The following is a 26,041-nucleotide window of genomic DNA, read 5'->3' on the forward strand; positions in this document are numbered from 1 at the left end:
CTCTGACGGCCTCCCCAACCCCTCGCTGTTATCTCTGCTTTTTATGTCGGGTAGTTTATCGCTGTGGGTTTTGGGATTGTCTTTGCGATCAGACCATCAGACAGCACGGCAACAGCGAAATGAAAAGATAATTACAGGCGGGGGTTTGTGCGAGGCGTCCGAAGCCCTGAGGAACAACCGAAGGCAAGGATGAGCCGACAGGACGTCAGCGAAAGGACGGCACGAGCCTGGGATGGCGAGTCCGGACGGTCCGTCGGCCGCAGCGAATGACGAAGGCACCCCGCACAGCGGGGCGCGCAGGCAACCGGACGCCGGGATTGTTAAGGGGCGGGCGTCCGCCCCTTGACGCGCCTGCTGCACAGGCAACCTGAAACTCCCATACGTCTGGCGGGCGTAACCTGCTCAGTGCTTACGTGCGGCTAAATGACCTGAAAATCCCCATCGCCTGGCAGGCGAAGCTTACTCAGTGCAAACCTGACGCCAGGCGAAACCCCTGCAGACCTTAACGCCTTATTGCTGAACATAATCAGATTCTGTCATTAATCGATTTATTAAAATAAAAAAGCCCATAACCCTCCGGCTATGGGCGCACTTCTTTTTTATTATTGAGACAACTTTCCCTGAGCATTGGCTTGTGATATTACTTTTATAATTTTTATGGTTCATCACAAAGGTATAAATGAAGTACAGCGATTAATAAGAAGTGTTATTTCTTTGTAGGGTTATTAATTTTCAAGGTCAATTTAATGTAGAGCCGTTAAAATGTAAGGATACATTTATGAAAGAAATTACGTTACCTGATAGACTTATCGATATGTTTGAAAGCGATCCCCATGTCGGTTGGGGAGTGAAAGACAAGCTGTCCCGCTTTGTTTATGTCAATAACACGTTTAAAAGCTGGCAGACGTTATCAACCCGATTTGATTATGAAGGCCGCCACATCAGAGACATGCCTGTTCCGGTGGCAGAGTTTGCTGACCTGTTCAGCCAGCAGGAAAGAGAAATAGAACGAACAGGTCAGGCGGTGAGAGCGATCACTACGCATATTCAGGGCAAAGAAAAAATTATGCAGCCCGCTTATAGCGTTCAGGAGCCACTGTATGATGACGCGCATAACTGTATCGGGACACTCGTTAGCGTCAGACATGTCAGGATCATCACGCCAGGTGCATTGCTGGACGGCAAAATAATCCAGCATGCCACTTTTGAATCGCCCTCATCAGTTTTCACGGAAAAAGAGTGGGAAGTCGTTTATTTGCTGGTCTGTGGCATGAATATAAAAGAAATAAGTAGCATATTGACGCTTTCAACCGACGCAGTGAATGGCAGACTGAGAAGCTGTTACAGAAAGACCAGCCTTAACTCTCTCTCCGCGCTGATCGGATACTGTCGCGAGAGCAAGTTCGATCACTATATTCCGCCATTTTTTCTTAAAAAAGGACATATTATAATAAGAGGCTAAACTGATGACTAAAAAAGTAAATCCTGTCGAATATTACTTTGAAAACTCGCTGTTTGGCTGGGTCATCAAGAACAGTGTATCACGCTATGTTTATGCAAATAAGCTTGCATGCAGCTACTTTAATGTTCCGTATGGCACATTAACCGGTTTGTTCGACACAGACCTGACGCCGGACATCAGCGACTATTACCACCACATTTTGCATGATGACAATAAAATCCTGAAAACTAAAGAAATGAGCATTGCTCTTAAAACGTTCAAATACGGAAGAGAGAGCAGGTTAAGATCGTTTATGGTTGAAAAACGTCCCTGGGCGTTCAGTGACGGAACGGATGGCATTATTTGTACCTACCTGGAAATAACCAATGTTTATTTCTCAACATTCCTCATGCCACGCGACAGGAGACCGTTTGTATTTACCCGGCCGGCGGATATTTTCACCGACAAAGAGTGGGAAGTGGTTCTGTTATTACTTTGTGGGGTAAAGCAGAACGTCATGCCGGGAATTCTTGGTATAAGCTCTCCAGCACTTCGTAACCGGCTCATTCGCTGCTACGACAAATCAGGTGCAACCAGCAATGCTGCCCTGAAGCAGCATTGTATTCAGCAGGGGTGGGATAACTACATCCCGCCTTTTTTCCTGAACACAGGGCATGTACTGATTACCTGATGTGCTGGATCCAGATTTTTCACCAGATAGCCGACAGAATTGCCCTGCCCGTCCGGGTAACAAACCCACCAGCGGGGGGTTTACCAGAGGCGTCCGAAGCGCTGAGGAACAACCGGAAGCCGGGAGCCGACAGGACGTCGGCGAAAGGACGGTACGAGCCAGGGATGGCGAGTCCGGACGGTCCGTCGGCCGCAGGGCGTGACGAAGGCACCCCGCACAGCGGGGCGCGCAGGCAGCCGGACGCCGGGATTGTTAAGGGGCGGGCGTCCGACCCTTAACGCGTCCGCCTGCACAGGCAACCTGAAACTCCCCATCGACTGGCGGGCGTAACCTGCTCATAGCCAGCCCGCTGCTAAGCGACCTTCCTTGCCGCCAGGCAACAACTAAGCACTCAACCATCCCAGCTTAATCACAAACAGAATCGACAGGATCACCAGCGCCGCATTCACCTCTTTCGCGCGTCCGCTCAGCAGCTTCACCAGCGTCCATGTAATAAAACCAAACGCGATGCCGTTAGCGATCGAATAGGTCAGCGGCATGGTCAGCGCGGTCACGGTGACCGGCGCGGCGGTGGTGATATCTTTCCAGTCAATCTCTGCCAGGCCCGAGGCCATCAGCACCGCGACAAACAGCAACGCAGGCGCGGTGGCATAAACCGGAACACTGGAGGCCAGCGGCGAGAAAAACAGGGCCAGCAGGAACAGCACGGCGACCACAATCGCGGTCAGGCCGGTACGGCCACCGGCACTCACGCCCGCCGCCGATTCCACATAACTGGTAGTGGTCGAGGTGCCGAGCAGCGAACCAAACAGCGCAGCCGCACTGTCGGCAATCAGCGCACGGCCCATCTTCGGCACGTTACCCTGCTCATCCGCCAGACCGGCGCGTTTGGTCACACCCAGCAGCGTGCCCGTGTTATCAAACACGTCAACAAACAGGAAGGCAAAAATCACGCTGATCAGGCCGACGTTAAACGCGCCGGCAATATCCAGCTGCATAAAGGTCGGTGCAATCGACGGCGGTGCAGAGAAGACCCCGGCAAAGGGCGACAGACCAATGCCCATGGAGATAAAGGTCACCAGCAGAATACCGATCAGCACTGCGCCCGTCACCCGACGCGCTTCCAGTACCACGATAACTACAAAGCCGAGCATCGCCAGCAGCGGACCCGGTTTAGTCAGGTCGCCAATGCCCACCAGCGTCGCCGGGTTATCGACCACGATGCCCGCTCCTTCCAGCGCAATCAGCGCCAGAAAAAGCCCGATACCGGCACCAATCCCGGCGCGCAGCGGCAGCGGAATACTGGCAATAATCCATTCACGAATCTTAAATAGCGACATCGCGAAGAAAATCACCGCCGAGAGAAACACCGCGCCCAGCGCAATCTGCCACGTGTAGCCCATGTGCAGCACAACGGTGTAGGTGAAAAAGGCGTTCAGTCCCATACCCGGCGCCAGCGCAATCGGATAGTTGGCAATCAGCCCCATCAGCACGCAGCCAATCGCCGCCGCCAGACAGGTGGCGACAAATACCGCGCCCTTGTCCATGCCGGTTGCGCCCAGAATGCTTGGGTTCACAAACAGAATATAAGCCATCGCCAGGAAGGTGGTGATCCCGGCGATAATCTCAGTACGAACCGTCGTGTTATGCGCTTTGAGTTTGAATAGTTTTTCTAACATCATCATCTCTCGATACAGGAGACATCAGTCTCACTTGCCAAAGGGGTTTGCATGCTGATTATTCTGTTTCCGGGACACTGATGCTGGCCGCTGCATACTTGCGTGCCAGAATCGCCTGAAATCCCTGACTTACCCACTGCCCAAAGCAATTGCCATGCCATCTCCCGACGCAATCGATTACCTGGCGGAGCCGGGTACGCCTAAGAGAATTCCGAACCAAAACGAGGCGCGATTATGGTGCAATGCACCGATGCCGCGCAATCGTTTTCCTGCGGCAAACAGGCAACCCCGGAAAACTCTGCGCCAGCGCACGCTTCCGCACTCTCACAGGCGAAGCTGGTCACGTTTCAGCACGCTGCCTCAGCAACCTTTTCTGGCCTGTGTAGACTCCTGAATTAACTCTTTCGTAACATTAGAGGCCGCGCAATGAAGCCAGCAATTTTGGTGGTGGATGATGATCCTGCAGTCTGCGACGTCTTGCAGGATGCGTTAAGTGAACATTTGTTAACGGTCTACCGCTGTCATCAGGGACGCGAGGCGCTATCGATGCTCAGCGAGCACCCTGAGATCTCGCTGGTTATGCTGGATATGATGCTGCCCGATACCAACGGGCTACTGGTGTTGCAGCAGCTTCAGCGTCAGCGACCCGAAGTGCTGGTGATTATGCTGACCGGTATGGGTTCTGAAGCGGAGATGGTAGTGGGCCTTGAGATGGGCGCAGATGACTACATCGCCAAACCTTTTAATCCACGCGTGGTGGTGGCGCGAACCCGGGCGGCCCTGCGCCGCAGCGGACGCATTGCCCAGGCCGACCCTGAACAGGAGGGCTGGCGTTTTGGCGGCTGGCAACTGGATGATGGCCGCTGCCAGCTGTTTAATCCGCAGCGTGAGCTGGTGCCGCTGACCCAGGGGGAATATAGCCTGTTACGCGCGCTGGTACGCCATGCCCGCAAGGTACTGACCCGCGATCAGTTGCTGGAGCTGACCCACAGCGAAAGTCTCGACGTGTTTGACCGTACCATCGACGTGCTGATCATGCGGCTGCGCCGTAAAATCGAAACTAATCCGCACCAGCCCGACCTGATCCGCACTATCCGCGGACTGGGCTATGTCTTTTCGGCCGATGTGGTGAAACGCGATTCAACAACGCGTGCCAGTCAGATTGCCTGATTACGCCTGCCGCGCGCAGGATAGCCAGTGCGCGTAATCGTTGCACAGCAGCCAGCGCGGCGCTTCATCCTCCTCCAGCGGGTTGAAACGAGCCAGCGGCGTCAGAAACACATTGTCGTTTTCGTCATCGTTGGGCATCGACACCTCGCCCACCAGCACGTCGCCGAAGCCACTTTCCCCCCAGAAACTGTGCCAGATGCCCGCCTCCAGCGTCACGCTTTCACCCGGTGAGAGCCGCAGCTGTGAACCGGCGGCGTGGGTCTGGCGCAGGCCATCCAGCGACACCGCCACCAGCGAGTCAGCCAGCCCGTCACCATCGCGGTTATGCAGTTCGACAATCAGATTCCCGCCGCCGCGATTAATGATGTCTTCCATCTTGCGCGGATGGTAGTGCATCGGCGTCTGCTGCCCTTCCCGTACGTGCATTATTTTCTCGGCGTAAGGTTTATGCCACGGCTGCCCACCCGGCGAACCGTTGCGCAGGGTAAACAGTGTCAGCCCGGTCTGCAGAAAATCAGCCGCGCCAAAACTGGTGAGATCCCAGCCCAGCCGCAACGCCAGAATCTCCTGCGCGACCTCACGATCCTGAGCCCGCCACTGGCTCATATCGAAATCGGCCCACGGCGGCAGATGCACATCCTGCTGCCGGAAAAACTCGCGCGTATGTTGCAGGTAATAATTAACCTCTGAACGTTGCATAGCGGCCTCCTGAGAGCGGCACCCTAAAGGTGCCGCACTAAAGCTTATTTCACCGTCCAGCCCTGATAGCTGCCGATATTATTACGATCGATCAGTTTCACCGGGATCAGCACGGGCTTATCGGGTGCCGGTTTGCCCTGCAGAATGTCATAACCAATCTCGACCGCTTTGGCGGCCATGACCTGCGGGTCCTGCGCAGGCGTCGCGACGAACAGTGAATTCTTGCGCTTCAGCGCCTCTTCACCGTCCGGTGAGCCATCGACGCCAACGATAAAGAACTCACTGCGCTGCGCCTGTTTCGCCGCTAAGTCTGCACCAATCGCTGTCGGGTCGTTGATGGCAAACACCGCATCAATTTTTGGATTAGCAGAGAGCAGACCGGTCATGACTTCCAGGCCGCCTTCACGACTGCCTTTGGCGTTCTGGTTGTAAGAGAGCAGCTTGATGTCAGGATGGGTTTTCAGCTCGGTCATGCAGCCTTCAACGCGGTTCTGCACTGCAGAGACCGGTGGTCCGTTGATGATCACCACGTTGCCTTTGTTCTTCAGGCGGTCAGCAATATATTTACAGGCCATCGCGCCCGCCTCGGTGTTATCGGAGGTGATGGTCGCATTCGCGCCATCGGCCGCCACGTCGACCGCCACCACTACAATACCGGCATCACGCGCCCGCTTCACCGCCGGGGCGATCCCTTTGGAGTCCGCGGCGTTGAGGATAATCATGTCGACTTTGGCCGCAATAAAGTTATCAATCTGGCCCACCTGCTGACCGAGATCGTAACCGCTGGAGACCAGCGTCACATTCACCTTATCGCCCGCCAGCTGACGCGCCTTCATCTCTGCGCCTTTGGTGATCTGCACGAAGAAGGGGTTTGCCAGATCACCGACCGTTACGCCGATAGATTTGAGTTCTTTTGCCTGAGCCAGGCCGGTACTGAACAGCGTCGCCGCCAGCAGCCCGGTTACAATCGGATTAAAACGCATAGACCTTCTCCTGCTGTTTTCAAGGTGCCAACCACTTAATGGCGTTTTTTAAGTGGCGGAGGTGTAATGGCACATCCGCCCTTTTAAGACTCAACTCACATGATGACGGGTACGGTATTTGTCGATCAGGACCGCGATGATGATGACCGCGCCCTTAATCACCAGCTGCCAGAAGTAGGAGACCCCCATCAGCGTCATGCCGTTATTCAGCGTGGCGATAATCAGTGCGCCAATCAGAGTGCCGGTGATAGTGCCGATGCCGCCGACAAAGCTGGTGCCGCCGAGGATCACCGCCGCAATAGCATCCAGCTCATAGCCCACCCCGAGGTTGCCGTTGGCGCTGTAAAGCCGCGAGGCACTCATCAGTCCGCCCAGCCCCGACAGCAGCCCGCTCATGCCGTAGACAAACAGCAGCACCATTCCGACCTTGATCCCGGTGAGACGCGCCGCCTGGATATTGCCGCCGACTGCGTAGATATGGACGCCCAGCGTGGTGCGGCGCAGGATGAACCAGCAGATGGCGATCACCGCAAAGGCAATCACAATCAGCCACGGCACCGGCCCCAGATAGCCGTTGCCGATCCACTCAAAGTTAATATCGGAGTTGATTACCGTGGTGCCATCCGCCAGCAGGTAAGCGGCTCCGCGCAGCGCGGTGTAGGTGCCAAGCGTGACGATAAAGGGCGGCAACCCGGCCCAGGCGACCAGGATGCCGTTGAACAGCCCCATCACCAGGCCTGCGCCCAGCGCCATTGGAATGGTCATGGAAGCCAGCATCGGATCCAGCGACGCTACCAGCGCTACCACCGCGGTGGTCCCCAGCATTGACCCCACCGACAGGTCGATCCCGCCGGTGAGGATCACAAAGGTCATGCCCGCCGCCAGCACGATGTTAATCGACGCCTGACGGGTGATGTTGAGCAGGTTTGCTTCGGTAAAGAAGTTCGGCGTGACGAAACCAAATACCGCCACGATCAGGATCAGAATCGGCAGGATACCCACCGTTTGCAGCAGATCGCCCATCAGGGCGCGTTTCAGCGTCGGTGCTTTGGTGCGGGCCAGTTGTGTCATGGTGGTCTCCTTAGTTTTCGCCTGCTGACGCGCTGTGCGCACCGGTTGCCAGCGTCATAATATTTTCCTGACTGATGTGGCTGCCCTCCAGCTCACCGACGATGGTGCCTTCGTGCATCACGTAAACGCGGTCGCTCATCCCGACCACTTCCGGCAGTTCGCTGGATATCATCAGAATCGCCACGCCCTGCCGCGCCATCTCCTGCATCATCCGGTAGATCTCACTTTTCGCCCCGACATCGACGCCGCGCGTCGGCTCATCGAGGATCAGGATGCGCGGGCCAATCGCCACCCAGCGCGAAATCAGCAGCTTCTGCTGGTTACCGCCCGACAGACCGCCCGCCCGGACCTGAGCGTGAGGAACGCGAATATTGAGTGAAGCGATCGCCTCACTGGCGATGGTCTGCCCTTTGCGGCGGTTCAGCATCCCGTAACTGGCGTCACGTTCCAGCGTCGCCATCACGATGTTCTCCTGCGCCGCCATCTCCAGAAACAGTCCCTGCTCTTTGCGGTTTTCGGTGAGGAAACCGATGCCGCGTGCAATTGCATCGCGCGGTGAATGGATGGTGACCTTTTCGCCATCGATCCAGATATCGCCCTCTTTCGGCTTGTGCACGCCAAAAATCAGCTGTGCCAGCTCGCTGCGGCCTGCGCCTACCAGCCCGGCCAGGCCGACAATCTCTCCGGCACGCACTTCAAGACTGCTGGGATGCACTTTGCCGCCGTCGGTAAGGTGATTGACCGCCAGCCGGATATCGCCCAGCGGGATAGCACGGTCTTTGTTAAACAGGTCGCTGAGCGGCCGTCCGACCATCATCCGCACCAGTTCGCTGGCGTTGAGCTGGTCACGGGTCAGGCTGCCCACATACTCCCCGTCACGCAGCACGCTGACGCGGTCGGACAGCTCATACACCTCCGCCATGCGGTGGCTGATATAGATGATCGCCATGCCTTCGCTGCGCAGCCGTTTGATCAGCGCGAACAGCTGTTCGGTTTCGCGGTTGGAGAGCGCGGCGGTCGGCTCATCCATCACCAGAATGCGGCTGTTGCGCTGCAGCGCGCGGGCGATCTCCACCTGCTGCTGCTCGGCGATGCTCAGACGGCTGACCAGATCCCAGGCGCTGAACTGCGCGCCGAGCCGGTCAATGACCCGCTGCGCCTCTTCGGCCATCTGCCGCCGCTTCACCAGCCCGCCGGGCGCGATTTCGCTGCCGAGAAAAATGTTCTCCGCCACCGTCAGGTTGGGTGCCAGGTTGATCTCCTGATAAATCAGGGTGATCCCGGCGGCCAGTGCCTCTTTCGGCCCTTTCAGCGCCCAGGGCTTGCCTTCAATTAAAATTTCCCCGCTGCTGGCGGTATAGGCACCGGCCAGAATCTTCATCAGTGTGCTTTTACCTGCGCCGTTTTCCCCCATCAGCGCGTGGACCTCACCGGGGTAAACCGTGAGATCGACGCCCTTCAGGGCATAAAAGCTGCCGAAGCGCCGGGTAATTCCCCGCATTTCCAGTATCGGTGTGGCTGTCATCGCCTCGCTCCTGCGGACTGTGGATAGCCGTCAGTAAAGCAACGCCAGATAAACGGAAAATGTCAGCGCCCATTCATATTTGTCATAAACGCCCGCCTGCACGCTCCTATACTCGGCCCATCGTTGCAGTGAATAAGAGGTCGTGGGATGCAGCGCACTTATCCGTGGCAGGCCGGGGCGCGTGGCCGCCTGTTGCTGTTCAATCTGCTGGTGGTGTCGGTCACGCTGATGGTCAGCGTGGTGGCGATCTTCGGCTTTCGTCATGCCGGGGCGATTCAGGAGCAGGCGCAGGCACAGACCCTGGCCGACATGAACGGCAGCCTGGCGCTGGCGCGGGATACCGCCAACGTGGCGACAGCGGCAGTGCGGCTGTCACAGGTGGTGGGCGCGCTGGAGTATCAGAGCGAATCACAGCGGCTGCAGCAGAATCAGCAGGCGTTGCAGCAGTCGCTGAGCCTGCTGGCCAGTGCGCCGCTGGCGGCACGTCAGCCGGAGCGCATCGCCCGGATCCGCGCCCGCAGCCTGATGCTGGAACAGACGATTAACAGCCTGCTGCTGACCGGCCACCAGCGTCATCTGCAGCGCAACAACATGCTGAGCGACCTGTGGCAGACGCAGATTCTGCTCAGCCATATCGACCAGCTGGTGCAGCGGGAACAGCGGACGCTGCCGGATGCCGCACTGCGGGAGCAAACCGAACGGCTGATTACCATCGCGATCCGCACACCCTCGCCCATCGCCGTCATCGAACAGCTCCAGCAGGTGATGGCGCAGTGGCGCAACGTGCCGCTGACGGGCGTGACCGGCGAAAACGTGCAGCGACTGCTGGCCACCCAGCAGCGCCTGCTGCCGCTGGCGGAGGCGCTGGAACAGAGCGACCTGGCGATCGCCTATGCCACCTACCGGATTAAAGCGCTGGTGGCGATGCTGAATGAAGATATTAGTGCCTCGGTGCAGCAGGTGGCGTTACAGAGTGAAGCGCGCACCCTGGCGACCCACCGTGAGCTGGATTCCATCATCGGCTTTATCGCGCTGTTTGCGCTGCTGGCGCTGGCAATTACCGGCTATGCCGGTATCTACATCTATCGCAATCTCGGGTCGAGCCTGACGGCGATTGCCGGGGCCATGACGCGGCTGGCGCAGGGTGAGCAGAACGTCAGCGTGCCAGGGCTGCAACGCCGCGACGAGCTGGGTGAGCTGGCGCGGGCGTTTAACGTCTTTGCGCGTAATACCGCCTCTCTGGCTCACACCTCACGACTGCTGAAAGAGAAGAGCAACCAGCTGGAATCCACCTTTCTGGCGATGCGCGACGGCTTTGCGCTGTTTGATAACAACGGGCAGCTGGTGGTGTGGAACGCCCAGTATGCGGAACTGCTCGGCATCGCGCCGCATGAACTGCATCGCGGCGTTCCCTGGCAGCAACTGCTGGCGCCGCTGGCGGTGGATCTGCACGATCCCGGTGAGCCGCAGGAGATCCGGCTGGACGATGGTCGTACGCTGGAGCTGCGCTTCAGCCCAATCCCGCGGCGCGGCATGGTCAATACCGTGCTGGACCGGACTTCGCGTAAAACGCTGGAGGAGGCGCTGCAGCACAGCCAGAAGATGAAGGCGGTCGGCCAGCTGACCGGCGGACTGGCGCACGACTTTAACAATCTGCTGGCGGTGATTATCGGCAGTCTGGCGCTGACCGAAGGCCAGCTGACGCCCGGCCCGCTGGCCAGCCGGATTGAGCGGGCGCGGCAGGCGGCCGACCGCGCTGCACAGCTGACCCAGCGGCTGCTGGCGTTCTCGCGCAAGCAGGCTCTCTATCCCCGTGCGGTGTCGGTGGTGACGCTGGTGGATAACCTGCAGGGGCTGCTGCAGCACTCGCTGCTGCCCGGCCAGCAGCTGATTATTGATGCGCAGCGTCCCGGCTGGCCCGCCTGGATTGATGCCAGCCAGCTGGAGAATGCGCTGATGAATCTGGTGGTAAATGCCCGCGATGCGATGCATCAGCAAAGCGGCGAAATCCGGCTGCGCATCTGGAATCAGCGTCGTCTGGAGGGCGATGAAAAGCGTGACAGGGTCACAATCGAGGTGATAGACCACGGCTGCGGCATGTCGGCCGGGGTTCGTGAGCAGGTGTTTGAGCCTTTTTTCACTACCAAGGCTACCGGCAGCGGCAGCGGGCTGGGCCTGTCGATGGTTTATGGTTTTGTACGGCAGTCAGGCGGCCAGATTGAACTGGAAACCGCGCCAGGCCAGGGCACCACGGTGCGGCTGCTGTTGCCGCGTGCGCCGGAAGCCGCCGCCGCAGTGATCGCCCCGCCATCACCCATTGAGGCGGACATATCGGCGGAGATTGAGGCGGCCAGTAACCGGCTGGTACTGGTGCTGGATGATGAACCGGCGGTGCGCCAGACACTCTGTGAGCATCTGCATCAGCTGGGTTATCTGACGCTGGAGTGCGGAGACGGTGAAGAGGCGCTGGCGCTGCTGCGCCAGACCCCCGATATCGACCTGCTGATCAGCGACCTGATGCTGCCCGGCGAGATTAACGGCGCGGAGGTGATCCGCCAGGCGCAGCAGAACTGGCCGCAGCTGGCGACGCTGCTCATCAGCGGTCAGGACCTGCGCCACCAGCCGGTGACGCTGCCGCTGTGCGAACGGCTGGCGAAGCCCTGGCAGCAGGCACAGCTGGTGCAGGCGTTACAGCGGGCCTGGCAGCGCAGCGAACGGCTTAATCGCGCGCAGCAGGCTGCCACAACGGCACCGGCTTCCCACTGATGTAGCGCTTGCGCAGGCGGCTGGAGATCACATCCATCACCATCACTACCACCACCAGAATCAGCGTCAGGAACATCACCACATCCCAGTTCCACAGGCGCATATTCTCAGCGTAAACCAGACCGACGCCCCCGGCGCCGACAAAGCCCAGCACCGCCGCTGAGCGGGTATTGGACTCTATCTGGTAAAGGCTCAGCGCCAGAAACTGCGGGAAGGACTGGGTGAAAATGCCGAAGCGGTGTTTCTGCAGGCTGTTGGCACCGACGGCGCCCAGTCCGCGACCCGGTGAACGCTCCACCGCTTCGTGCCCTTCGGCGTAGAGTTTGCCGAGCAGACCGACATCCTGCAGGATAATCGCCAGCACCCCGGCCAGCGGCCCCATGCCGACCGCCCGGACGAAGATCAGCCCCCAAATCGCCATGTCGATGCCGCGCAACACGTCAAACAGACGGCGCATCAGAAACGCCAGCGGTTTCGCGGTTCGGCTGTGCATCACGTTGCGCGCCGCCAGAAACGACAGGGGCATCGCCAGCAGCGAGGCAGTCAGCGTGCCGGCAAAGACAATCCCTAAGGTGATGCCGACCTGCGACAGATAGTAGCCAAACGGCCAGTTCACGAAATCGTGCCAGACAAACATCCGCAGGAAATAGCGCCCCAGCTGCTGACAGCCCATCAGCAGGCGCGACCACTCCAGACCAAATACCGAAAAGAAAAAGAGGTAATAGAGCAGCACCGCCAGTGTGATCAGCGCCAGGCGACGCAGATAGCGCGGCTGTGCGGCGAAGAGTTCACGATGCTGCTGCTTCATTAGCGCGATATCGGGAACGGTGCTTATCATGTCCTGTCTCCTGTCACACGGCGACGAAGCTGGCCGGAGAGCGTATCCAGCAGCGACACCACAATCAGGATCAGCAGCAGCGTAATACTGACCTGATCGTAGCGGTCCAGTTTGATGTTGGTCATCAGCTCCTGGCCGATGCCGCCTGCGCCGACCAGCCCAAGGATGGTTGAGGAGCGGAAGTTAATTTCCAGTCGCATAAAGCTGTAGGAGAGAAAGACCGGCTTAACCTGTGGCCAGAAAGCGAAGCGCATCCGCTGCAGCTTGCTGGCTCCGCAGGCGGCCAGGCCGCGCACCGGCTTATCTGACGCCGACTCAATCGCCTCGTAAAACAGCTTGGTCAGGCTGCCCACGGTGTGCAGCGCCAGCGCCAGAAAACCGGGGATCGCCCCGATGCCAAACGCCATCACAAACATCACCGCCCACGCCAGCTCCGGCATGGTGCGCAGGAAGGCGACAAAGGCGCGGATCGTCATCCGCACGCTGACCGGCGTCTGAGTGTTGTCGGCGGCGAAAAAGGCCAGCATCGCGGCCAGTGCCACCGCCACCAGCGTCGAAGCCAGCGCCAGTTGCAGTGTTTCCCAGATTAGCGGCAGCTGGATCGGCAGGCGATAGCCCCACCAGGCCAGCGAGCCTTCGGTCTTGCCGTCGGCAAACAGCAGCGGCAGATGCAGCACCGGCAGGATTTCGTGCAGGTAGTCAAAGAAGTGCGGCAGTGACTGCCAGACGGTGAGCAGATTAAATTCTGCCACCCTGCCCGCCGCCAGGTAGAGTGCCACCAGCAGCAGTGACCAGAGCAGCGTGTCTCGTTTCTGCTGGCGACGGATGCGTTGGTAGTAGTGTTCGAATTCGGTCAAAGGGGATCTCCGGCGCTAAAGCAGCGGGACGCAGGCGAGTTTGCTGCGTCCCGCTTTCCCCGCCTGAGCGGAGAAGAGAAGAAGTAGCTGGATTTAGCCGCGGCTGCCTTTCATCAGGTCGCGCTTCATATCGATGATGTTCTGATAATCGGCAACCGTCGCCTGACCGATGTGCTGCTCGCCGCCCACCGCTTTCACGAAGCAGGCGTGATCTTCCTTATCCAGCTTTTTAATCGCCGACACCACTTTCGCTTTAAAGTCAGCGGGCAGCTTGTTGCTGACCAGCACCGGACCGTTGGGGATCAGCGGTGACTGCCAGATAATGCGGATCTGCTTCATCAGATCAGGATGGTCCATGCGGATCAGACGGCCAAACGCGCCAGAGGTATAGCCGCTGTTGTAGTCACCGACCAGTGAGGTCCAGGTCACTGCGCCATCAAACTGGTTGTTCAGCACGCCCAGAATGTCCTGCTCATGGCCGCCGGAGAAGGTGACGCTGGAGAAGGTGTTGTTATATTTGTCATCCACTGAGCCGCCGAACATTTTCTTGAACGCCTGGTTCGGCATCAGGAAGCCGGACGTCGAGTCGGGATCGGCCATACCGAAAGATTTCCCTTTCAGGTCTTCCAGCTTTTTGTACGGGCTGTCCGCTTTGACAATCACCACCGAGTGGTAGCCGCGTGACTGATCTTTGTCATCCACCACAATGCCAACCACATCGACCGCTTTCGGGTCCTGAATGTAGACCGACGCAAACGAGGCTGGCGACATGCTCAGCACCATATCGATCTTGCCACCCAGCAGACCCTGAATCACGCCAGAGTAGTCGGAGGCGTTGCGCATCTGGGTATCCACACCCAGCTCTTTATCAAAGAAGGTCTTCACACACTGATTATCGCCAATCTGCTGGGTGGCGTTCTGACCGCCCAGAATCCCCAGATTAAGCTGTTTCGGCGCATCCGCTGCGCTGACACCAAACGCCATTACACTGGTCAGGAGTGCTAAAGAAGTCAGTTTCATTCGGGGTTGTTCTCTTGCTGTGGAAGTTAATGGATTTGGTTAAGTTCATCGCCGTACAGCTGGTGCAGCAGGCTGTCGGTCAGTCCTGAAGGATGGCCGTCAAACAGCACCACGCCGCGCTGAATGCCAATCACCCGGGTGCAGTAGCTTTTCACCAGCTCAATCGAGTGCAGGTTGACCATCACGCTGATGCCCTGCTCGCTGACCTGACGCAGAACATCCATGATGCGCTTGGTATTTTTGGGATCGAGTGACGCCACCGGCTCATCGGCCAGCAGGATTTTGGGGTTCTGCATCAGGGCGCGGCAGATCGCCACACGCTGCATCTGCCCGCCAGAGAGATTTTCCGCCCGCTGCAGCGCCTGCGGCAGCATGTTCATCCACTGCAGCAGTTCGATGGCGTGTGCCCGGTCGTTGTCGGAGAAAATTTTAAAGAAGGATTTCAGCGTGCCGGTCTGGCTCAGGCGGCCCAGCAGCACGTTGGTCAGCACGTCGAGGCGTGGCACCAGACAGAAATCCTGAAAGATCATGCCGCACTGGCTGCGCCATTCGCGCAGCTGGCGGCTGTTGAGCGTAACCACGTTACGATCCGCTTCGCCATGATGCAGACTGATAATCGCGCCGGAAGTCGCCTCGATCGTGCCGTTGAGCATGTGCAGCAGGGTCGATTTACCCGCGCCAGAGCGGCCAATCACCGCCACCAGCTCACCGGCGTGCAGGTCGAAACTGACCTGATCCAGCACCTGAGTGTCGCCGTAGGCTTTGCTCAGTTTCTGCACCGACAACACTTTTTGTCCGCTAAGGCTGGCCGGTGGCAGGTCGTTGTCGACCACCGTTTTCAGAAGTGCCTGTGCCATGGTGTTCTCCGTCATCGCTGATTGCGTTCTGCGGGTTATTAAGGCGTGACGCGATGAACACGAGATGACAGTCAGATGATCAAACCGTGACAGGCCAGTGCGCGCCGCACAGCAATGTCTGGCCGTCACGGGCAGCCAGCACGCCGTCCGGTAACGGGTTCTCAGCTAACCAGTTATCCATCTCATGACTGAGATGGGTGAGCCAGGTCTGACGCGGCTGGAGCATCTCTGCTATCGCCAGCGCCTGGGTCACATCATTATGGTTACGCGGTTCTGCTTGCGGCGGATCGTTGCAGTCAATCACCAGCTGATCCAGCGGCTGGCCGCGCAGGAAGTCGGCGGTGTCAGGCGGCAGACCGCAGGTGTCACACAGCCAGGCGAGCCGGGTGCCGTGCCAGTCGAACAGATAGCCATGCGTCAGCTTCGAGTGTTGCAACGGCAGCGGTGTGACCTGCAGTTCTCCAAAGGCGTGCGCCACAAACGGGGTTAAGGCGGGACGGAAATCGAGCAGGCCAGGGTGTTTGTAGAGATCGTCACAGCCTCGCGGGTCGGGTGGACCCCAGACCGGAACCGGCGCGCCCACTCCCCAGCGCAGCGCAAACAGCCCCTGCACATGATCCATGTGGTAGTGGGTCAGCAGAATGCGCGTCAGCGTGCCGGGCGGGAAGCGCGACGCCAGCAGCGGCAGGCCGGCATCCAGCAGGATGCGCTCGCGGCCAAAATCAATCAGCGCGCTGCAGGGCGCACGCGCGTAGCCGCTGTTAAGCTGCGCCCGCTGACAGGCGCGACAGGCGCAGCCCGGCAGCGGTGCGGCAGTGACCCCGCCAGTACCCAGAAAAGTGAGTTTCATTGATGCGCCTTCGGTGGCGGATGTCGATGCCGGACTGTCTCCGCCGGTGCCAGGATAAGAGAGTTTCATTGATGCGCCTCCAGTATCTGACGCAGCAGGCACACGGTATCCGCCAGCGCGCCGTCGTTGTTGAGGATAAGGCAGCCATCGGGCTGCGGCTGTGCGGCGCGCGCCAGCCGCCGGGCGATCTCCGCCTCATCTTCCCGTCCGCGCTGGCGCAGCCGCGTGGCCAGCACGGCGGGCGTGACCTGCAGACAGACCGGCAGCAGCTGCGAGCCGAAACGGGCCTGCGCCTGCGCCAGATGCAGCCGCGAACCATTCACCACCACATTCTGCCCGCGCAGCAGCCACTGTTCCGTCTCACAGCCAATGCCATAGCTGAAACCGTGCGCCTGCCAGCTCACCGCGAACAGTCCCAGCGCGGCGCGACGGGCAAACTCCGCCTCGGTGAGCGCCACATGGTTTTCACCGCCCGCATCGGCGGCGCGGGTAATGTAGCGATGGGCGATCAGTAGCCGTGGCGGGGGTGCTGCCCGCAGCGCGTCCAGCAGGCTGTCTTTACCCGAACCCGAAGGACCGGTGAGCCAGATCAGCCGCGCCATCAGTACACCTGCCGGCCTTTGCTCCAGACGTGCCGCACGTGCGGGTAGCCGTGTGCGGTGTGCGCCAGCACCAGATCGGCGCGGCAGCCTTCGGCGATCACCCCGCGATCTTCGAGCCCTAAGGCGCGCGCCGGGTTACAGGTGACCAGTGCAATCGCCTGCGCCATGCCGAGGCTGTTGCGCTCATCATCTGCCAGCCGGAACGCCGCATCCAGCAGGCTCGCCGGGTAGTAATCGGAAGAGAGAATATTCAGCAGGCCGTGTGACGCCAGCTCCCAGGCGGCGACGTTGCCGGAGTGCGAGCCGCCGCGCACGATGTTAGGCGCGCCCATCAGCACCTGCATATTGCGATAACGCGAGGCGCGTGCCGCCTCCAGCGTGGTAGGAAACTCTGCAATGCGGCTGCCCGCGGCGTGAGACTCTTCAACGTGCGCCGCGGTGGCATCATCGTGACTGGCAATGGCGATGCCATGTTCCCGGCAGAGTCCGGCAATCGCCTGACGATTGGGCTGTGACCACGCTGCTGCCAGGGTGAGCTGGTCATGCTCGAACTGATCCATTTCCGCGTCGTTGAGCTGATATTTGCCCTGATAATATTCGCGATACTTTGTCAGTGACGCGTACTGACGCTGGCCCGGTGAATGGTCCATCAGCGATACCAGCGCCAGCTCCGGCGTGCCCATCAGCGCTTCAAACAGCGGCGCAGTGGTGGGATGCGGCAGTTCACAGCGCAGATGCAGCAGATGCTCGGCCCGGTTCAGTCCTTTGCGGTTGCTGTCGCGGATGGCGTCGATCATCTTGCTGAGGTTATCCAGCCGGTGCCCGCCGTCGCGCACATCCCCTACGCCAATCGCATCCAGCACTGTGGTAATGCCGCTGGAAACCATCAGCGCATCGTGGCTGCTCATCGCCGAGTGGGCCGGCCAGTCCACTTTCGGACGCGGCGTGAAAAACTTATCGAGATTATCGGTGTGCAGCTCCACCAGACCCGGCATCAGCCAGGCGCCCTCGCCATCCAGCGCGCCCGGCTGCTGGCTGGTGGTTTCGCTGAAGCTGCTGATGCGCTCGTCGCGAAACTCCAGCGATCCGGTTACCACTTCGTTTTCCAGCACCAGTCTGACGTTATTGATGATCATGCCTGCGCTCCTGTCTCGATCGGGTGCATCAGGTGCAGCCGGTCAGCTACCCGCTCGCGCACCGCCCGATCGTGAAAAATACCGACGATGGCGGCACCACGGGCGCGCGCCTGTTCAATTAAGCTCACTACCGCCTCGCTGTTGACACTGTCGAGCGAGGCGGTGGGTTCATCCAGCAGCAGCACCGGATAGTCGGCGATAAAGCCGCGGGCGATATTGACGCGCTGCTGCTCTCCGCCAGAGAAAGTGGACGGGGCCAGCGACCAGAGACGCTGCGGCACGTTGAGCCGGGTCAGCAGTTCGGCAGCACGCGCTTCACAGAAGGCGCGCTCGACGCCGCGCTCCAGCAGCGGCTGCATCACAATCTCCAGCGTCGGCACGCGCGGGATCACCCGCAGAAACTGGCTGACCCAACCCAGCGTGTCGCGGCGCAGGGCGATAATCTGGCGCGCCGACGCCTGCGCCATGTCGATCCACTCGCCCTGATGCGCGACCCGGATATGGCCGCTGTCGGGCTGATAGTTGCCGTAAAGCGCGCGCAGCAGTGTGGATTTACCGCTGCCGGAGTGGCCGTGCAGCACGACGCATTCGCCCTCGCCTGCCGTCAGGCTGGCGTTATGCAGCACCGGCAGCGCCGCGCCGTTCTGGTTATGCAGCACAAAGGTTTTACACAAATTCTCGACCCGCAGGCGCGGAGTGATAGTTGTCATTTAATTGAGCACCGAAGAGACCAGCAGTTGAGTGTAAGGATGATGAGGATCGTCCAGCACGCGGTCAGTCAGACCGCTCTCCACCACCCGCCCCTGCTTCATCACCAGCAGGCGATGCGCCAGCAGTCGCGCCACGCCGAGATCGTGGGTGACAATCACTACCGCCAGATTCAGTTCGCGCACCAGCGTCCGCAGCAGATCCAGCAGCCGCGCCTGCACCGACACATCCAGCCCGCCGGTCGGCTCATCCATAAACATCAGCTGCGGCTGCGTCACCAGGTTCCGGGCGATCTGCAGCCGCTGCTGCATACCGCCGGAAAAGGTGGTGGGCAGATCGTCGATACGACCGGCGTCAATCTCCACCGCCTGCAGCCAGCGGCTCGCCTCGGCGCGGATATCGCCATAGTGGCGCTGTCCGGTCGCCATCAGCCGTTCGCCGATATTGCCGCCTGCGCTGACCTGCGAACGCAGACCGTCCATGGGATGCTGATGCACCACGCCCCATTCGGTGCGCAGCAGGCGACGGCGATCGCTTTCACTCATCTGATAGAGGTCGCGATTCTGATAGAGGATGCTGCCCTGTTGCGGCGTCAGACGCGCCGACAGGCTCTGCAGCAGCGTGGTTTTACCGGAGCCGGACTCGCCGACAATGCCCAGCACTTCGCCGGGCCAGAGATCAAAACTGACCTGCTCAAACCCTTTGCCCGGCGCATAAAGGTGGGTGAGCTGGTTCACCGCAAGCAGCGGCTGTTCACTGTGCATATTGCTGTTCCTGCTGCTGATGGCAAAAGTCGGTGTCGGAGCAGACAAACATCCGCGTTCCCTGATCGTCCATTACCACCTCATCGAGATAGCTATGGCGCGAGCCGCACAGCGCGCAGGGTTCATCCCACTGCTGCACGGTGAACGGATGATCGTCGAAGTCCAGGCTTTCCACGCGGGTGTAAGGCGGCAAGGCGTAGATGCGTTTTTCACGCCCGGCACCAAACAGCTGCAGCGCGGGCATCATGTTCATCTTCGGGTTGTCGAATTTGGGAATGGGCGATGGATCCATCACATAGCGATCGTTGACCCGGACCGGATAGGCGTAAGTCGTCGCGATGTGGCCGTAGCGGGCAATATCTTCATACAGCTTCACCTGCATGATGCCGTACTCCTCCAGCGCATGCATGGTGCGGGTTTCGGTTTCACGCGGCTCGATAAAGCGCAGCGGCTCCGGGATCGGCACTTGGAAAATCAGGATCTGATCCTCTTCCAGCGGCGTTTCCGGGATGCGGTGCCGGGTCTGGATCAGGGTGGCATCGGCGGTGCGCTCGGTGGTGGCAGCATTGCTGACCCGCTTAAAGAACTGACGGATCGACACCGCATTGGTGGTGTCATCTGCGCCCTGATCGATCACTTTCAGCACATCCTGATCGCCAATCACGCTGGCGGTGATCTGGATGCCGCCGGTGCCCCAGCCGTAGGGCATCGGCATCTCACGTCCGGCGAACGGCACCTGATAGCCGGGGATCGCCACCGCTTTCAGGATGGCGCGGCGGATGGTGCGTTTGGTCTGCTCATCGAGATAGCCGTTGTTATAGCCGGTGAGTTCAGCCATGGTTGCGCTCCTGATAATCGTGCTGCAGCTGTTTCAGCAGTTCCAGTTCCGCCTGGAAATCGACGTAGTGCGGCAGCTTGAGATGCGAGACAAAGCCTGCGGCTTCCACGTTGTCGGCGTGCGACAGCACAAACTCCTCATCCTGCGCCGGGCTGGTAACCCGCTCATGCTGTTCGCGGCTTTGCAGCGCCCTGTCCACCAGCGCCATCGCCATCGCTTTACGTTCGGCGCGGCCAAACACCAGCCCATAACCCCGGGTAAAGTGCGGCGCCGTGTCGTCGCTGTGGGCAACGCCGTTGACCATTTCACACTCCGTCAGTAGCAGTTCACCGATCTCCAGCTCAAAACCCAGCTCTTCGGGACAGATACTGACGCTGAGAGTGCCGGTGCGGATCTCGCCGGCAAAAGGATGGGTGCGGCCATAGCCGCGCTGGGTTGAATAGCCGAGCGCCAGCAGAAAGCCTTCGTCGCCACGCACCAGCTGTTGCAGGCGCGCGGCGCGTGAGGCGGGAAAGCTCATCGGCTCGCGGGTGATATCGACAGGCTCACTGCCGTCATCCATCTCAGCGGCAGCCAGCCCTTCATCGCTCATCATGCTGAACATGTGCGGGCACTGGTCAGGCACCGAACGATCGTCACGCGGCGCGGCGGGCGTTTCGCCATTGGCCAGCAGGGTGAAGTCGAGCAGACGGTGGCTATAGTCGTAAGTTGGCCCCAATACCTGGCCGCCCGGCAGATCTTTATAGACCGCCGAGATGCGGCGTTCGATGCGCATCGCACCGGTCGCCAGCGGCGTGCTCTCCGCCATGCGTGGCAGCGTGGTGCGATAGGCGCGCAGCAGAAAGATCGCCTCCACCAGATCGCCGCTGGCCTGCTTAATCGCCAGCGCCGCCAGTTCAGGATCGTAAATCCCGCCTTCGGTCATCACCCGATCCACCGCCAGTCCCAGCTGCTGCGCCACCTGATCGCAGCCGAGCTCGGCTACCGCCCGATCGCCGCGCCGCAGATCGGCCTGCAACTGATGGGCGTTCGCAATGGCTTTTTCGCCCCCTTTTACCGCGACATACATCAGCACACCTCCACAACGGTGGTGCGCGGCACGGCCATGATCGCTTCGCCACAGGTGAAGATAAGATCCACACCCTGTGGAAACGGATGCGGACGGGTGCGCAGATATTCCAGCACGCTTTCGGGCAGCTGTGGCGCGATGGCCCGGGTTTCGCGCAGGCCAGGGCCGGAGAGACGCAGAGTCAGGCCGCCATTCAGTGACGGCACTTCGATAATCAGCGTGGTGCTTTTTTCCGGTGACATATTGTCACCGGCCGCGAACTGCGTCGGGTCGGGCTGCGCCGCCGCATGGCTCAGGGCAAAAGGCGCATCCTGCTGCGTGGTGATCGGCGCACCGGTATGGAAGCGCAGATTGTTGCGCAGCTGTTCGTTGTCAATTTCCGCATCCAGCCAGACCGGGCTTTCCTGATCAACCAGCGTCAGCAGCAGCGCCGTGGCCGCCGGTGACAGTGCGCCCCAGCCCTGTTGCAGCGGCAGCGAGACCATCACGCCCGGTTCGCTCATCGCTTTCAGAATGCGGCGAAACGCGCGCTGCGCATCCGCCACCGGATGGTTAAAACTTGCCAGTAAAGTCATCAGTTATCTCCGCGAACCAGCGTAAAGAAATCCACTTTGCTGCTGGCGATTTCGCGCGCGCGCAGCTGTCGCTGCTCATCGCGCCACGCTGCCAGCGGGGTAATAATCTTCTCTTCCAGCAGTTGCCGGGTTTCCGGCTGCTGCAACAGCGCATCCAGCAGGGCGCAGCGCTCGGCATGGGCTTTGTCACGCCCTAACAGGTAGCTGTAACCCAGAGTGCCGTCGCTGAGCTGCACCACCGCGCGCGTCACCGTGGCATCACCCATCACAAAGCGTTTGCCGGTGGCACCCATCCGCGCCTGCAACCGCGTCAGCCCGATCTCTGCCGGACGGATCAGGGTAAAAGCGGGCTGGAGGTTAAGCGCCTGCCAGTGCGTCTCAAGCAAGGCGGCGCTGCTGTGCGCCAGCACCGACAGCCAGCGCTGACGATCCGTTTGCTGTTCCATTAGTGCTCCAGAGTCAGTTCAATCATGTCGCCGCGCGTCAGGCTGACGGAGTATTCCGCCACCGCGCCATCACTGGTTTTGTTCAGGGTCCGCACGCAGAGCAGCGGCGAATGCAACGCGATGTCGAGCTGCCGACACTCTTTGGCCTGCGCCCGGCGGGTGCTGATGCGGGTCTGGGTGCGTACCAGTTGCTTGCCGGTGTGCTCCACTAAGAAGTCGTGCAGCGACCCGCTGTTAAATTGCTGAAGCTGTGGCCACCAGCTGAGGTCGGCGAGGAAATGGTTAATCAGGCAGAGCGGCACGCCGTTGGCGCGACGCAGGGTGCGCAGATGAATGACGTTTTCGCCCTCTTTGGCGCCCAGCGCATTAGCAACGTCATTGCTGGCAGGGCGCAGCACCGCCAGCAGCCGTTCGCTGGTCGGGTGACTGCCCTGCTCCAGCAGGTTCTGGCTGAACCGCGCCTGGGCATGCAGCGGATAGTCATAAGGGCGCATCAAAACCAGGATGCCGACGCCGTGACGGCGCTGCAGCAGCCCTTTGTGCACCAGCTCATCCACCGCCCGACGCAGCGTGTGGCGATTCACCTCATAGTGATCGGCCAGCTGTTGCTCGGAAGGAAGATAGTCGCCGCAGCGGTAGCGCTCTTTCAGCGCCTGCTCCAGTTGTGCGGCAACAGCCTGATAGACAGTGGTCGGATGTCTGGATAACTCCATCACGATGAAATCCTCACGGGTTACAGAGTGGGAACGCAGTGAAAAGACGCTGCGGGATGGTGTTAGCTTGAGGTGCTCAGATGACAAAACCGTGACGCAGGGGTGAAGGAGAGGTGAATGTGGTGACCGGAAAATGAGGAGTGCTTGTCAGGGTGAGTGACTGGCAGGAAACCGTCGGGTATGGGGTGATAGCCCCCGCTTAAGCGATCATTTCCTCTGCCGGGCCGGGAGTCAATCAATCAGAAGAACGTCATTCCCTGATAAGGCTGAGCAAGGCAGGCTTTGATACGGCTCTCAAGATCGCCATCGTGGATTTCAAGCCTGTGGCCATCGGGGTCCAGAAAGTAGAAGGAGTTCCCCTCGCTTTTGTTGCGCTTCCACTCTGTCACACCCGCTGTTCTCAATCGCTCAACGAACGCATCAAATTCTTCACCAGCAATAGTGAATGCATAGTGTGTGTAATCATTTCCAGCAGAGACGGTATCCACAGAGAGACAGAGCCAGAGTTCCCCAGCGAAAGATAAGCGCCATGATCCCATGCCGCTTTGGGGATGAATCCCAGGGTTTGCGTATAAAAATCCAGGCTACTGGCCAGGTTGCTAACTGCGAGGGTGAGGTGATTGAGTCCGGTCAGCATGTAAAACTCTTTATCAGAATGCAGAAAAATTTAATTTACAGGAATCAGATTTCTTTGCACACAAAGAGAATTAACAGCCGTTTGTATATCAGCTGAATCTCTGCCGGGCCCACCCCGGAAAGAGGAAACTGGAGCGGGCAATACTGCCGGGACCGGCGCGCGATGAGCAGATAATGAAGACCGGGCTTGCACGAAAGGAACGACGGGCTTGTTGGTGTACACTGAAACGAACTAACGTTGCGCTTAGGATAGAATATGTACGGACCGGATCCCGCCAATCCCCATCCAATGGAAGGTTTCCCACAGGTTTGTTTTATCAAAAATACGGTGAAAAACCCCAACATCATAATCGGGGATTTTACTTATTATGATGATCCTGAAGACTCAGAAAACTTTGAGCGCAATGTCCTTTATCACTTCCCCTTTATTGGTGACAAACTGATCATGGGTAAATTCTGCGCGATAGCCAGAGGCGTTCAGTTCATCATGAACGGGGCAAACCATAACATGGCGGGTTTCTCCACTTTGCCATTTTATATCTTCGGAAATGGATGGGAAACAGCCCAGCCTCAGGCTGGCGATCTTCCCTATAAAGGCGATACGGTGATTGGTAATGATGTATGGATGGGTTATCAGGCGCTGATTATGCCAGGCGTTAAAATCGGTAACGGCGCCATAATATCGTCTCGTTCTGTTGTGACGTCGGATGTCCCGGCCTATTCGATTGTGGGTGGCAACCCGGCCAGAGTGATCAGGCAGCGCTTTACCGATGAAACCATATCCCGACTAGAGAAGCTGGCCTGGTGGGACTGGCCGGTAGAAAAGATTACCCGACACCTGCCTGCAATTATCGCTGCGGATGTTGAAGCACTGCCAGATGAATAGCCGGGCAGAATCATCAATATTCACCGCTGGCAAATGTTGGCATTCACCTGTAATGCATTGGGATAACTTCGTGCAGATAGATGTGCAAACGGGTCTGCTTTACCACTGGAGCGCGGGTCTAAACAGGCGTCGTAGATGCACGGAATCGTCCGCTAAAAGCGAGAAGCGAACGCCTGCCACCGCTCAGGGCCGTAAAGCGATATAAAACCGATCTGTCCAATGCGTGACATCAAGTATTGCCCCAAAAGCGAGATGATGGCCGTGCTGATACATCAACGCTCAGCCAGGGTGCCGCACAAATAAGGCGCTCCGGGGCCTGCCCGCAGGCTCCGGAGCCAGGTTATAAAAAGGGCCTGCGAGCGCCGGCCCGTAAGGCTTAGCGCAGCATCAGCAGTGGCTGACGACTTTCTGACAGCATTTCCGTGGTATGACTGCCGATAAAGAACCGCCGCAGCCGTGAGTGTCCGTAAGCTCCCATCACCGTCAGATCAATATTATTTTCATCCGCATACCGGCACAGCGCGCCGGTGACGGAGTGATCTTTCAGCAGCCGGGATTCCGTGACGATACCGGCCTTCTGCAGAATCACCTGCGCATCATGCAACGTCGCCGCTTCGCCGTTAACCATGACCAGATGACAGATCAGGCCGCTCAGCAGCGGGCTGACGGTCATACGATTCAGATTTTCACGGCTCGCCTCGCTGCCGTCATACGCAAACATGACCCGTGTTGGTGGTGAAAATGTTTCCGGTACGACCAGCACCGGCCGTTTTTGCAGCCTGATGACGCTTTCCAGGTGGCTGCCGACAGGATTATGGGAGCCTCTGCGGCCCAGCACCATCAAGCGGATATCACCCAGCTCTGCCAGTATTTCGTCCAGCGCGCCATGCTTCTGCAGCATTTGCGCGTCCGGATACCCGCACTGTTTCAGCAGTGCCGCACAGTCCGCCAGCACAGTTTTTCCCTGAGCCATCAGCAGGCGGCTGCGTTCGCCCTCGACGCGCACGAGTTCTTCAGTCAGCTGCTCCCTGCTGTCAATACCGATGGCGCCGGTCAGGTCGGACACGGCGGGAGGATCGTTTTTTTCCAGCACGTGCATCAGCGCAAGCGGCACGTCCAGTTTACCTGCCGCCCAGGCCGCATACTCACAGACCGGACGGGTTGACGGCGAACCGTCCACGCATGCAATAACGGTATTATTCATGATGAATCTCCTGTGAA

Annotated in this window: 25 protein-coding genes and 1 pseudogene; 5 read left to right on the plus strand and 21 right to left on the minus strand. The window is 59.2% G+C overall.

The features are described from left to right. The first annotated feature begins 778 nt into the window (after positions 1-778). Positions 779-1,462 (plus strand): helix-turn-helix transcriptional regulator, encoded by a 684-nt coding sequence (locus EPG66_RS07895; protein ID WP_083068914.1) that lies wholly within the window; start codon positions 779-781, stop codon positions 1,460-1,462. A 4-nt stretch (positions 1,463-1,466) separates the two neighbouring features. Next, positions 1,467-2,132 (plus strand): PAS domain-containing protein, encoded by a 666-nt coding sequence (locus EPG66_RS07900; RefSeq protein WP_064703640.1) that lies wholly within the window; start codon positions 1,467-1,469, stop codon positions 2,130-2,132. A gap of 383 nt (positions 2,133-2,515) precedes the next feature. Here the strand turns inward: EPG66_RS07900 and EPG66_RS07905 are convergent, their stop codons facing one another. Next, positions 2,516-3,814 (minus strand): NCS2 family permease, encoded by a 1,299-nt coding sequence (locus tag EPG66_RS07905; RefSeq protein WP_212685931.1) that lies wholly within the window; start codon positions 3,812-3,814, stop codon positions 2,516-2,518. A 423-nt stretch (positions 3,815-4,237) separates the two neighbouring features. On the opposite strand from EPG66_RS07905, the gene EPG66_RS07910 reads away from it, so the two are divergent. Then, positions 4,238-4,981, plus strand: a complete 744-nt coding sequence (locus tag EPG66_RS07910) for a response regulator (RefSeq protein WP_039388825.1) — start codon at positions 4,238-4,240, stop codon at positions 4,979-4,981. Here the strand turns inward: EPG66_RS07910 and EPG66_RS07915 are convergent, their stop codons facing one another. The 4 genes from EPG66_RS07915 to EPG66_RS07930 form a co-directional block, all read right to left on the minus strand. After that, positions 4,982-5,680, minus strand: coding sequence for a D-lyxose/D-mannose isomerase (locus tag EPG66_RS07915; RefSeq protein ID WP_182686448.1), 699 nt, complete (start codon positions 5,678-5,680; stop codon positions 4,982-4,984). Between the two features lie 44 nt (positions 5,681-5,724). Further along, the gene (locus EPG66_RS07920) at positions 5,725-6,663 is read right to left on the minus strand and encodes an ABC transporter substrate-binding protein (protein ID WP_010247755.1); all 939 of its coding nucleotides are present in this window, start codon (positions 6,661-6,663) and stop codon (positions 5,725-5,727) included. Between the two features lie 90 nt (positions 6,664-6,753). Then, complete coding sequence (locus EPG66_RS07925) at positions 6,754-7,734, minus strand: ABC transporter permease subunit (protein WP_010670880.1); 981 nt, start codon at positions 7,732-7,734, stop codon at positions 6,754-6,756. Between the two features lie 10 nt (positions 7,735-7,744). Beyond that, positions 7,745-9,259 carry a sugar ABC transporter ATP-binding protein gene (locus EPG66_RS07930; protein WP_182686450.1) on the minus strand — a complete coding sequence of 505 codons (1,515 nt, stop codon included), beginning with the start codon at positions 9,257-9,259 and terminating at the stop codon, positions 7,745-7,747. A 147-nt stretch (positions 9,260-9,406) separates the two neighbouring features. Between EPG66_RS07930 and EPG66_RS07935 the strand changes: the two genes are divergently transcribed. After that, on the plus strand, positions 9,407-12,025 hold the full coding sequence (locus EPG66_RS07935; protein ID WP_143789088.1) for an ATP-binding protein: 2,619 nt from the start codon (positions 9,407-9,409) through the stop codon (positions 12,023-12,025). Here EPG66_RS07935 and phnE (EPG66_RS07940) read toward each other — a convergent pair. The 15 genes and pseudogenes from phnE (EPG66_RS07940) to fos form a co-directional block, all read right to left on the minus strand. Beyond that, positions 11,979-12,863 (minus strand): phosphonate ABC transporter, permease protein PhnE, encoded by an 885-nt coding sequence (gene phnE, locus EPG66_RS07940; RefSeq protein WP_182686452.1) that lies wholly within the window; start codon positions 12,861-12,863, stop codon positions 11,979-11,981. The genes EPG66_RS07935 and phnE (EPG66_RS07940) overlap by 47 nt on opposite strands. Further along, positions 12,860-13,720: a phosphonate ABC transporter, permease protein PhnE gene (gene phnE, locus EPG66_RS07945; protein ID WP_069026518.1), complete on the minus strand. Its 861-nt coding sequence runs from the start codon at positions 13,718-13,720 to the stop codon at positions 12,860-12,862. The genes phnE (EPG66_RS07940) and phnE (EPG66_RS07945) overlap by 4 nt, the downstream gene beginning before the upstream one ends. Positions 13,721-13,813: 93 nt before the next feature. Next, positions 13,814-14,740 carry a phosphonate ABC transporter substrate-binding protein gene (phnD, locus tag EPG66_RS07950; RefSeq protein ID WP_010247773.1) on the minus strand — a complete coding sequence of 309 codons (927 nt, stop codon included), beginning with the start codon at positions 14,738-14,740 and terminating at the stop codon, positions 13,814-13,816. 26 nt (positions 14,741-14,766) lie between these two features. Further along, entirely contained in the window at positions 14,767-15,597 is an 831-nt protein-coding gene (gene phnC, locus EPG66_RS07955) for a phosphonate ABC transporter ATP-binding protein (protein ID WP_010247776.1), read from the minus strand. Between the two features lie 79 nt (positions 15,598-15,676). Continuing rightward, entirely contained in the window at positions 15,677-16,447 is a 771-nt protein-coding gene (phnP, locus tag EPG66_RS07960) for a phosphonate metabolism protein PhnP (RefSeq protein ID WP_182686727.1), read from the minus strand. A gap of 65 nt (positions 16,448-16,512) precedes the next feature. Then, positions 16,513-17,049: a ribose 1,5-bisphosphokinase gene (phnN, locus tag EPG66_RS07965; RefSeq protein ID WP_031591074.1), complete on the minus strand. Its 537-nt coding sequence runs from the start codon at positions 17,047-17,049 to the stop codon at positions 16,513-16,515. Next, positions 17,049-18,185: an alpha-D-ribose 1-methylphosphonate 5-triphosphate diphosphatase gene (gene phnM / locus EPG66_RS07970; protein ID WP_010670886.1), complete on the minus strand. Its 1,137-nt coding sequence runs from the start codon at positions 18,183-18,185 to the stop codon at positions 17,049-17,051. The genes phnN and phnM overlap by 1 nt, the downstream gene beginning before the upstream one ends. Then, the gene (phnL, locus tag EPG66_RS07975) at positions 18,182-18,895 is read right to left on the minus strand and encodes a phosphonate C-P lyase system protein PhnL (protein WP_022624938.1); all 714 of its coding nucleotides are present in this window, start codon (positions 18,893-18,895) and stop codon (positions 18,182-18,184) included. Before phnL ends, phnM begins: the two co-directional genes overlap by 4 nt. Next, on the minus strand, positions 18,896-19,657 hold the full coding sequence (phnK, locus tag EPG66_RS07980; RefSeq protein ID WP_013358336.1) for a phosphonate C-P lyase system protein PhnK: 762 nt from the start codon (positions 19,655-19,657) through the stop codon (positions 18,896-18,898). Beyond that, the gene (locus EPG66_RS07985; RefSeq protein ID WP_115758857.1) at positions 19,647-20,495 is read right to left on the minus strand and encodes an alpha-D-ribose 1-methylphosphonate 5-phosphate C-P-lyase PhnJ; all 849 of its coding nucleotides are present in this window, start codon (positions 20,493-20,495) and stop codon (positions 19,647-19,649) included. The genes phnK and EPG66_RS07985 overlap by 11 nt, the downstream gene beginning before the upstream one ends. Continuing rightward, positions 20,488-21,564 (minus strand): carbon-phosphorus lyase complex subunit, encoded by a 1,077-nt coding sequence (locus EPG66_RS07990; protein WP_182686454.1) that lies wholly within the window; start codon positions 21,562-21,564, stop codon positions 20,488-20,490. The genes EPG66_RS07985 and EPG66_RS07990 overlap by 8 nt, the downstream gene beginning before the upstream one ends. Next, positions 21,564-22,139 (minus strand): phosphonate C-P lyase system protein PhnH, encoded by a 576-nt coding sequence (gene phnH, locus EPG66_RS07995; RefSeq protein ID WP_010247799.1) that lies wholly within the window; start codon positions 22,137-22,139, stop codon positions 21,564-21,566. Before phnH ends, EPG66_RS07990 begins: the two co-directional genes overlap by 1 nt. After that, positions 22,139-22,585, minus strand: coding sequence for a phosphonate C-P lyase system protein PhnG (gene phnG / locus EPG66_RS08000; RefSeq protein WP_010247802.1), 447 nt, complete (start codon positions 22,583-22,585; stop codon positions 22,139-22,141). The genes phnH and phnG overlap by 1 nt, the downstream gene beginning before the upstream one ends. Then, positions 22,585-23,298 carry a phosphonate metabolism transcriptional regulator PhnF gene (gene phnF, locus EPG66_RS08005; RefSeq protein WP_182686729.1) on the minus strand — a complete coding sequence of 238 codons (714 nt, stop codon included), beginning with the start codon at positions 23,296-23,298 and terminating at the stop codon, positions 22,585-22,587. Before phnF ends, phnG begins: the two co-directional genes overlap by 1 nt. A 239-nt stretch (positions 23,299-23,537) precedes the next feature. Beyond that, a pseudogene (gene fos, locus EPG66_RS08010) lies at positions 23,538-23,935 on the minus strand (fosfomycin resistance glutathione transferase). A 255-nt stretch (positions 23,936-24,190) separates the two neighbouring features. Here fos and EPG66_RS08015 point away from each other — a divergent pair. Further along, on the plus strand, positions 24,191-24,820 hold the full coding sequence (locus EPG66_RS08015; RefSeq protein WP_182686456.1) for a Vat family streptogramin A O-acetyltransferase: 630 nt from the start codon (positions 24,191-24,193) through the stop codon (positions 24,818-24,820). Positions 24,821-25,196: 376 nt separating this feature from the next. Here EPG66_RS08015 and EPG66_RS08020 read toward each other — a convergent pair whose 3' ends face one another. Continuing rightward, positions 25,197-26,024: a universal stress protein gene (locus EPG66_RS08020; protein WP_069026521.1), complete on the minus strand. Its 828-nt coding sequence runs from the start codon at positions 26,022-26,024 to the stop codon at positions 25,197-25,199. Positions 26,025-26,041 lie beyond the last annotated feature (17 nt).

It is taken from the genome of Pantoea pleuroti (assembly GCF_014156615.1).
GTDB classification, from domain to species: Bacteria; Pseudomonadota; Gammaproteobacteria; order Enterobacterales; family Enterobacteriaceae; genus Pantoea; species Pantoea agglomerans.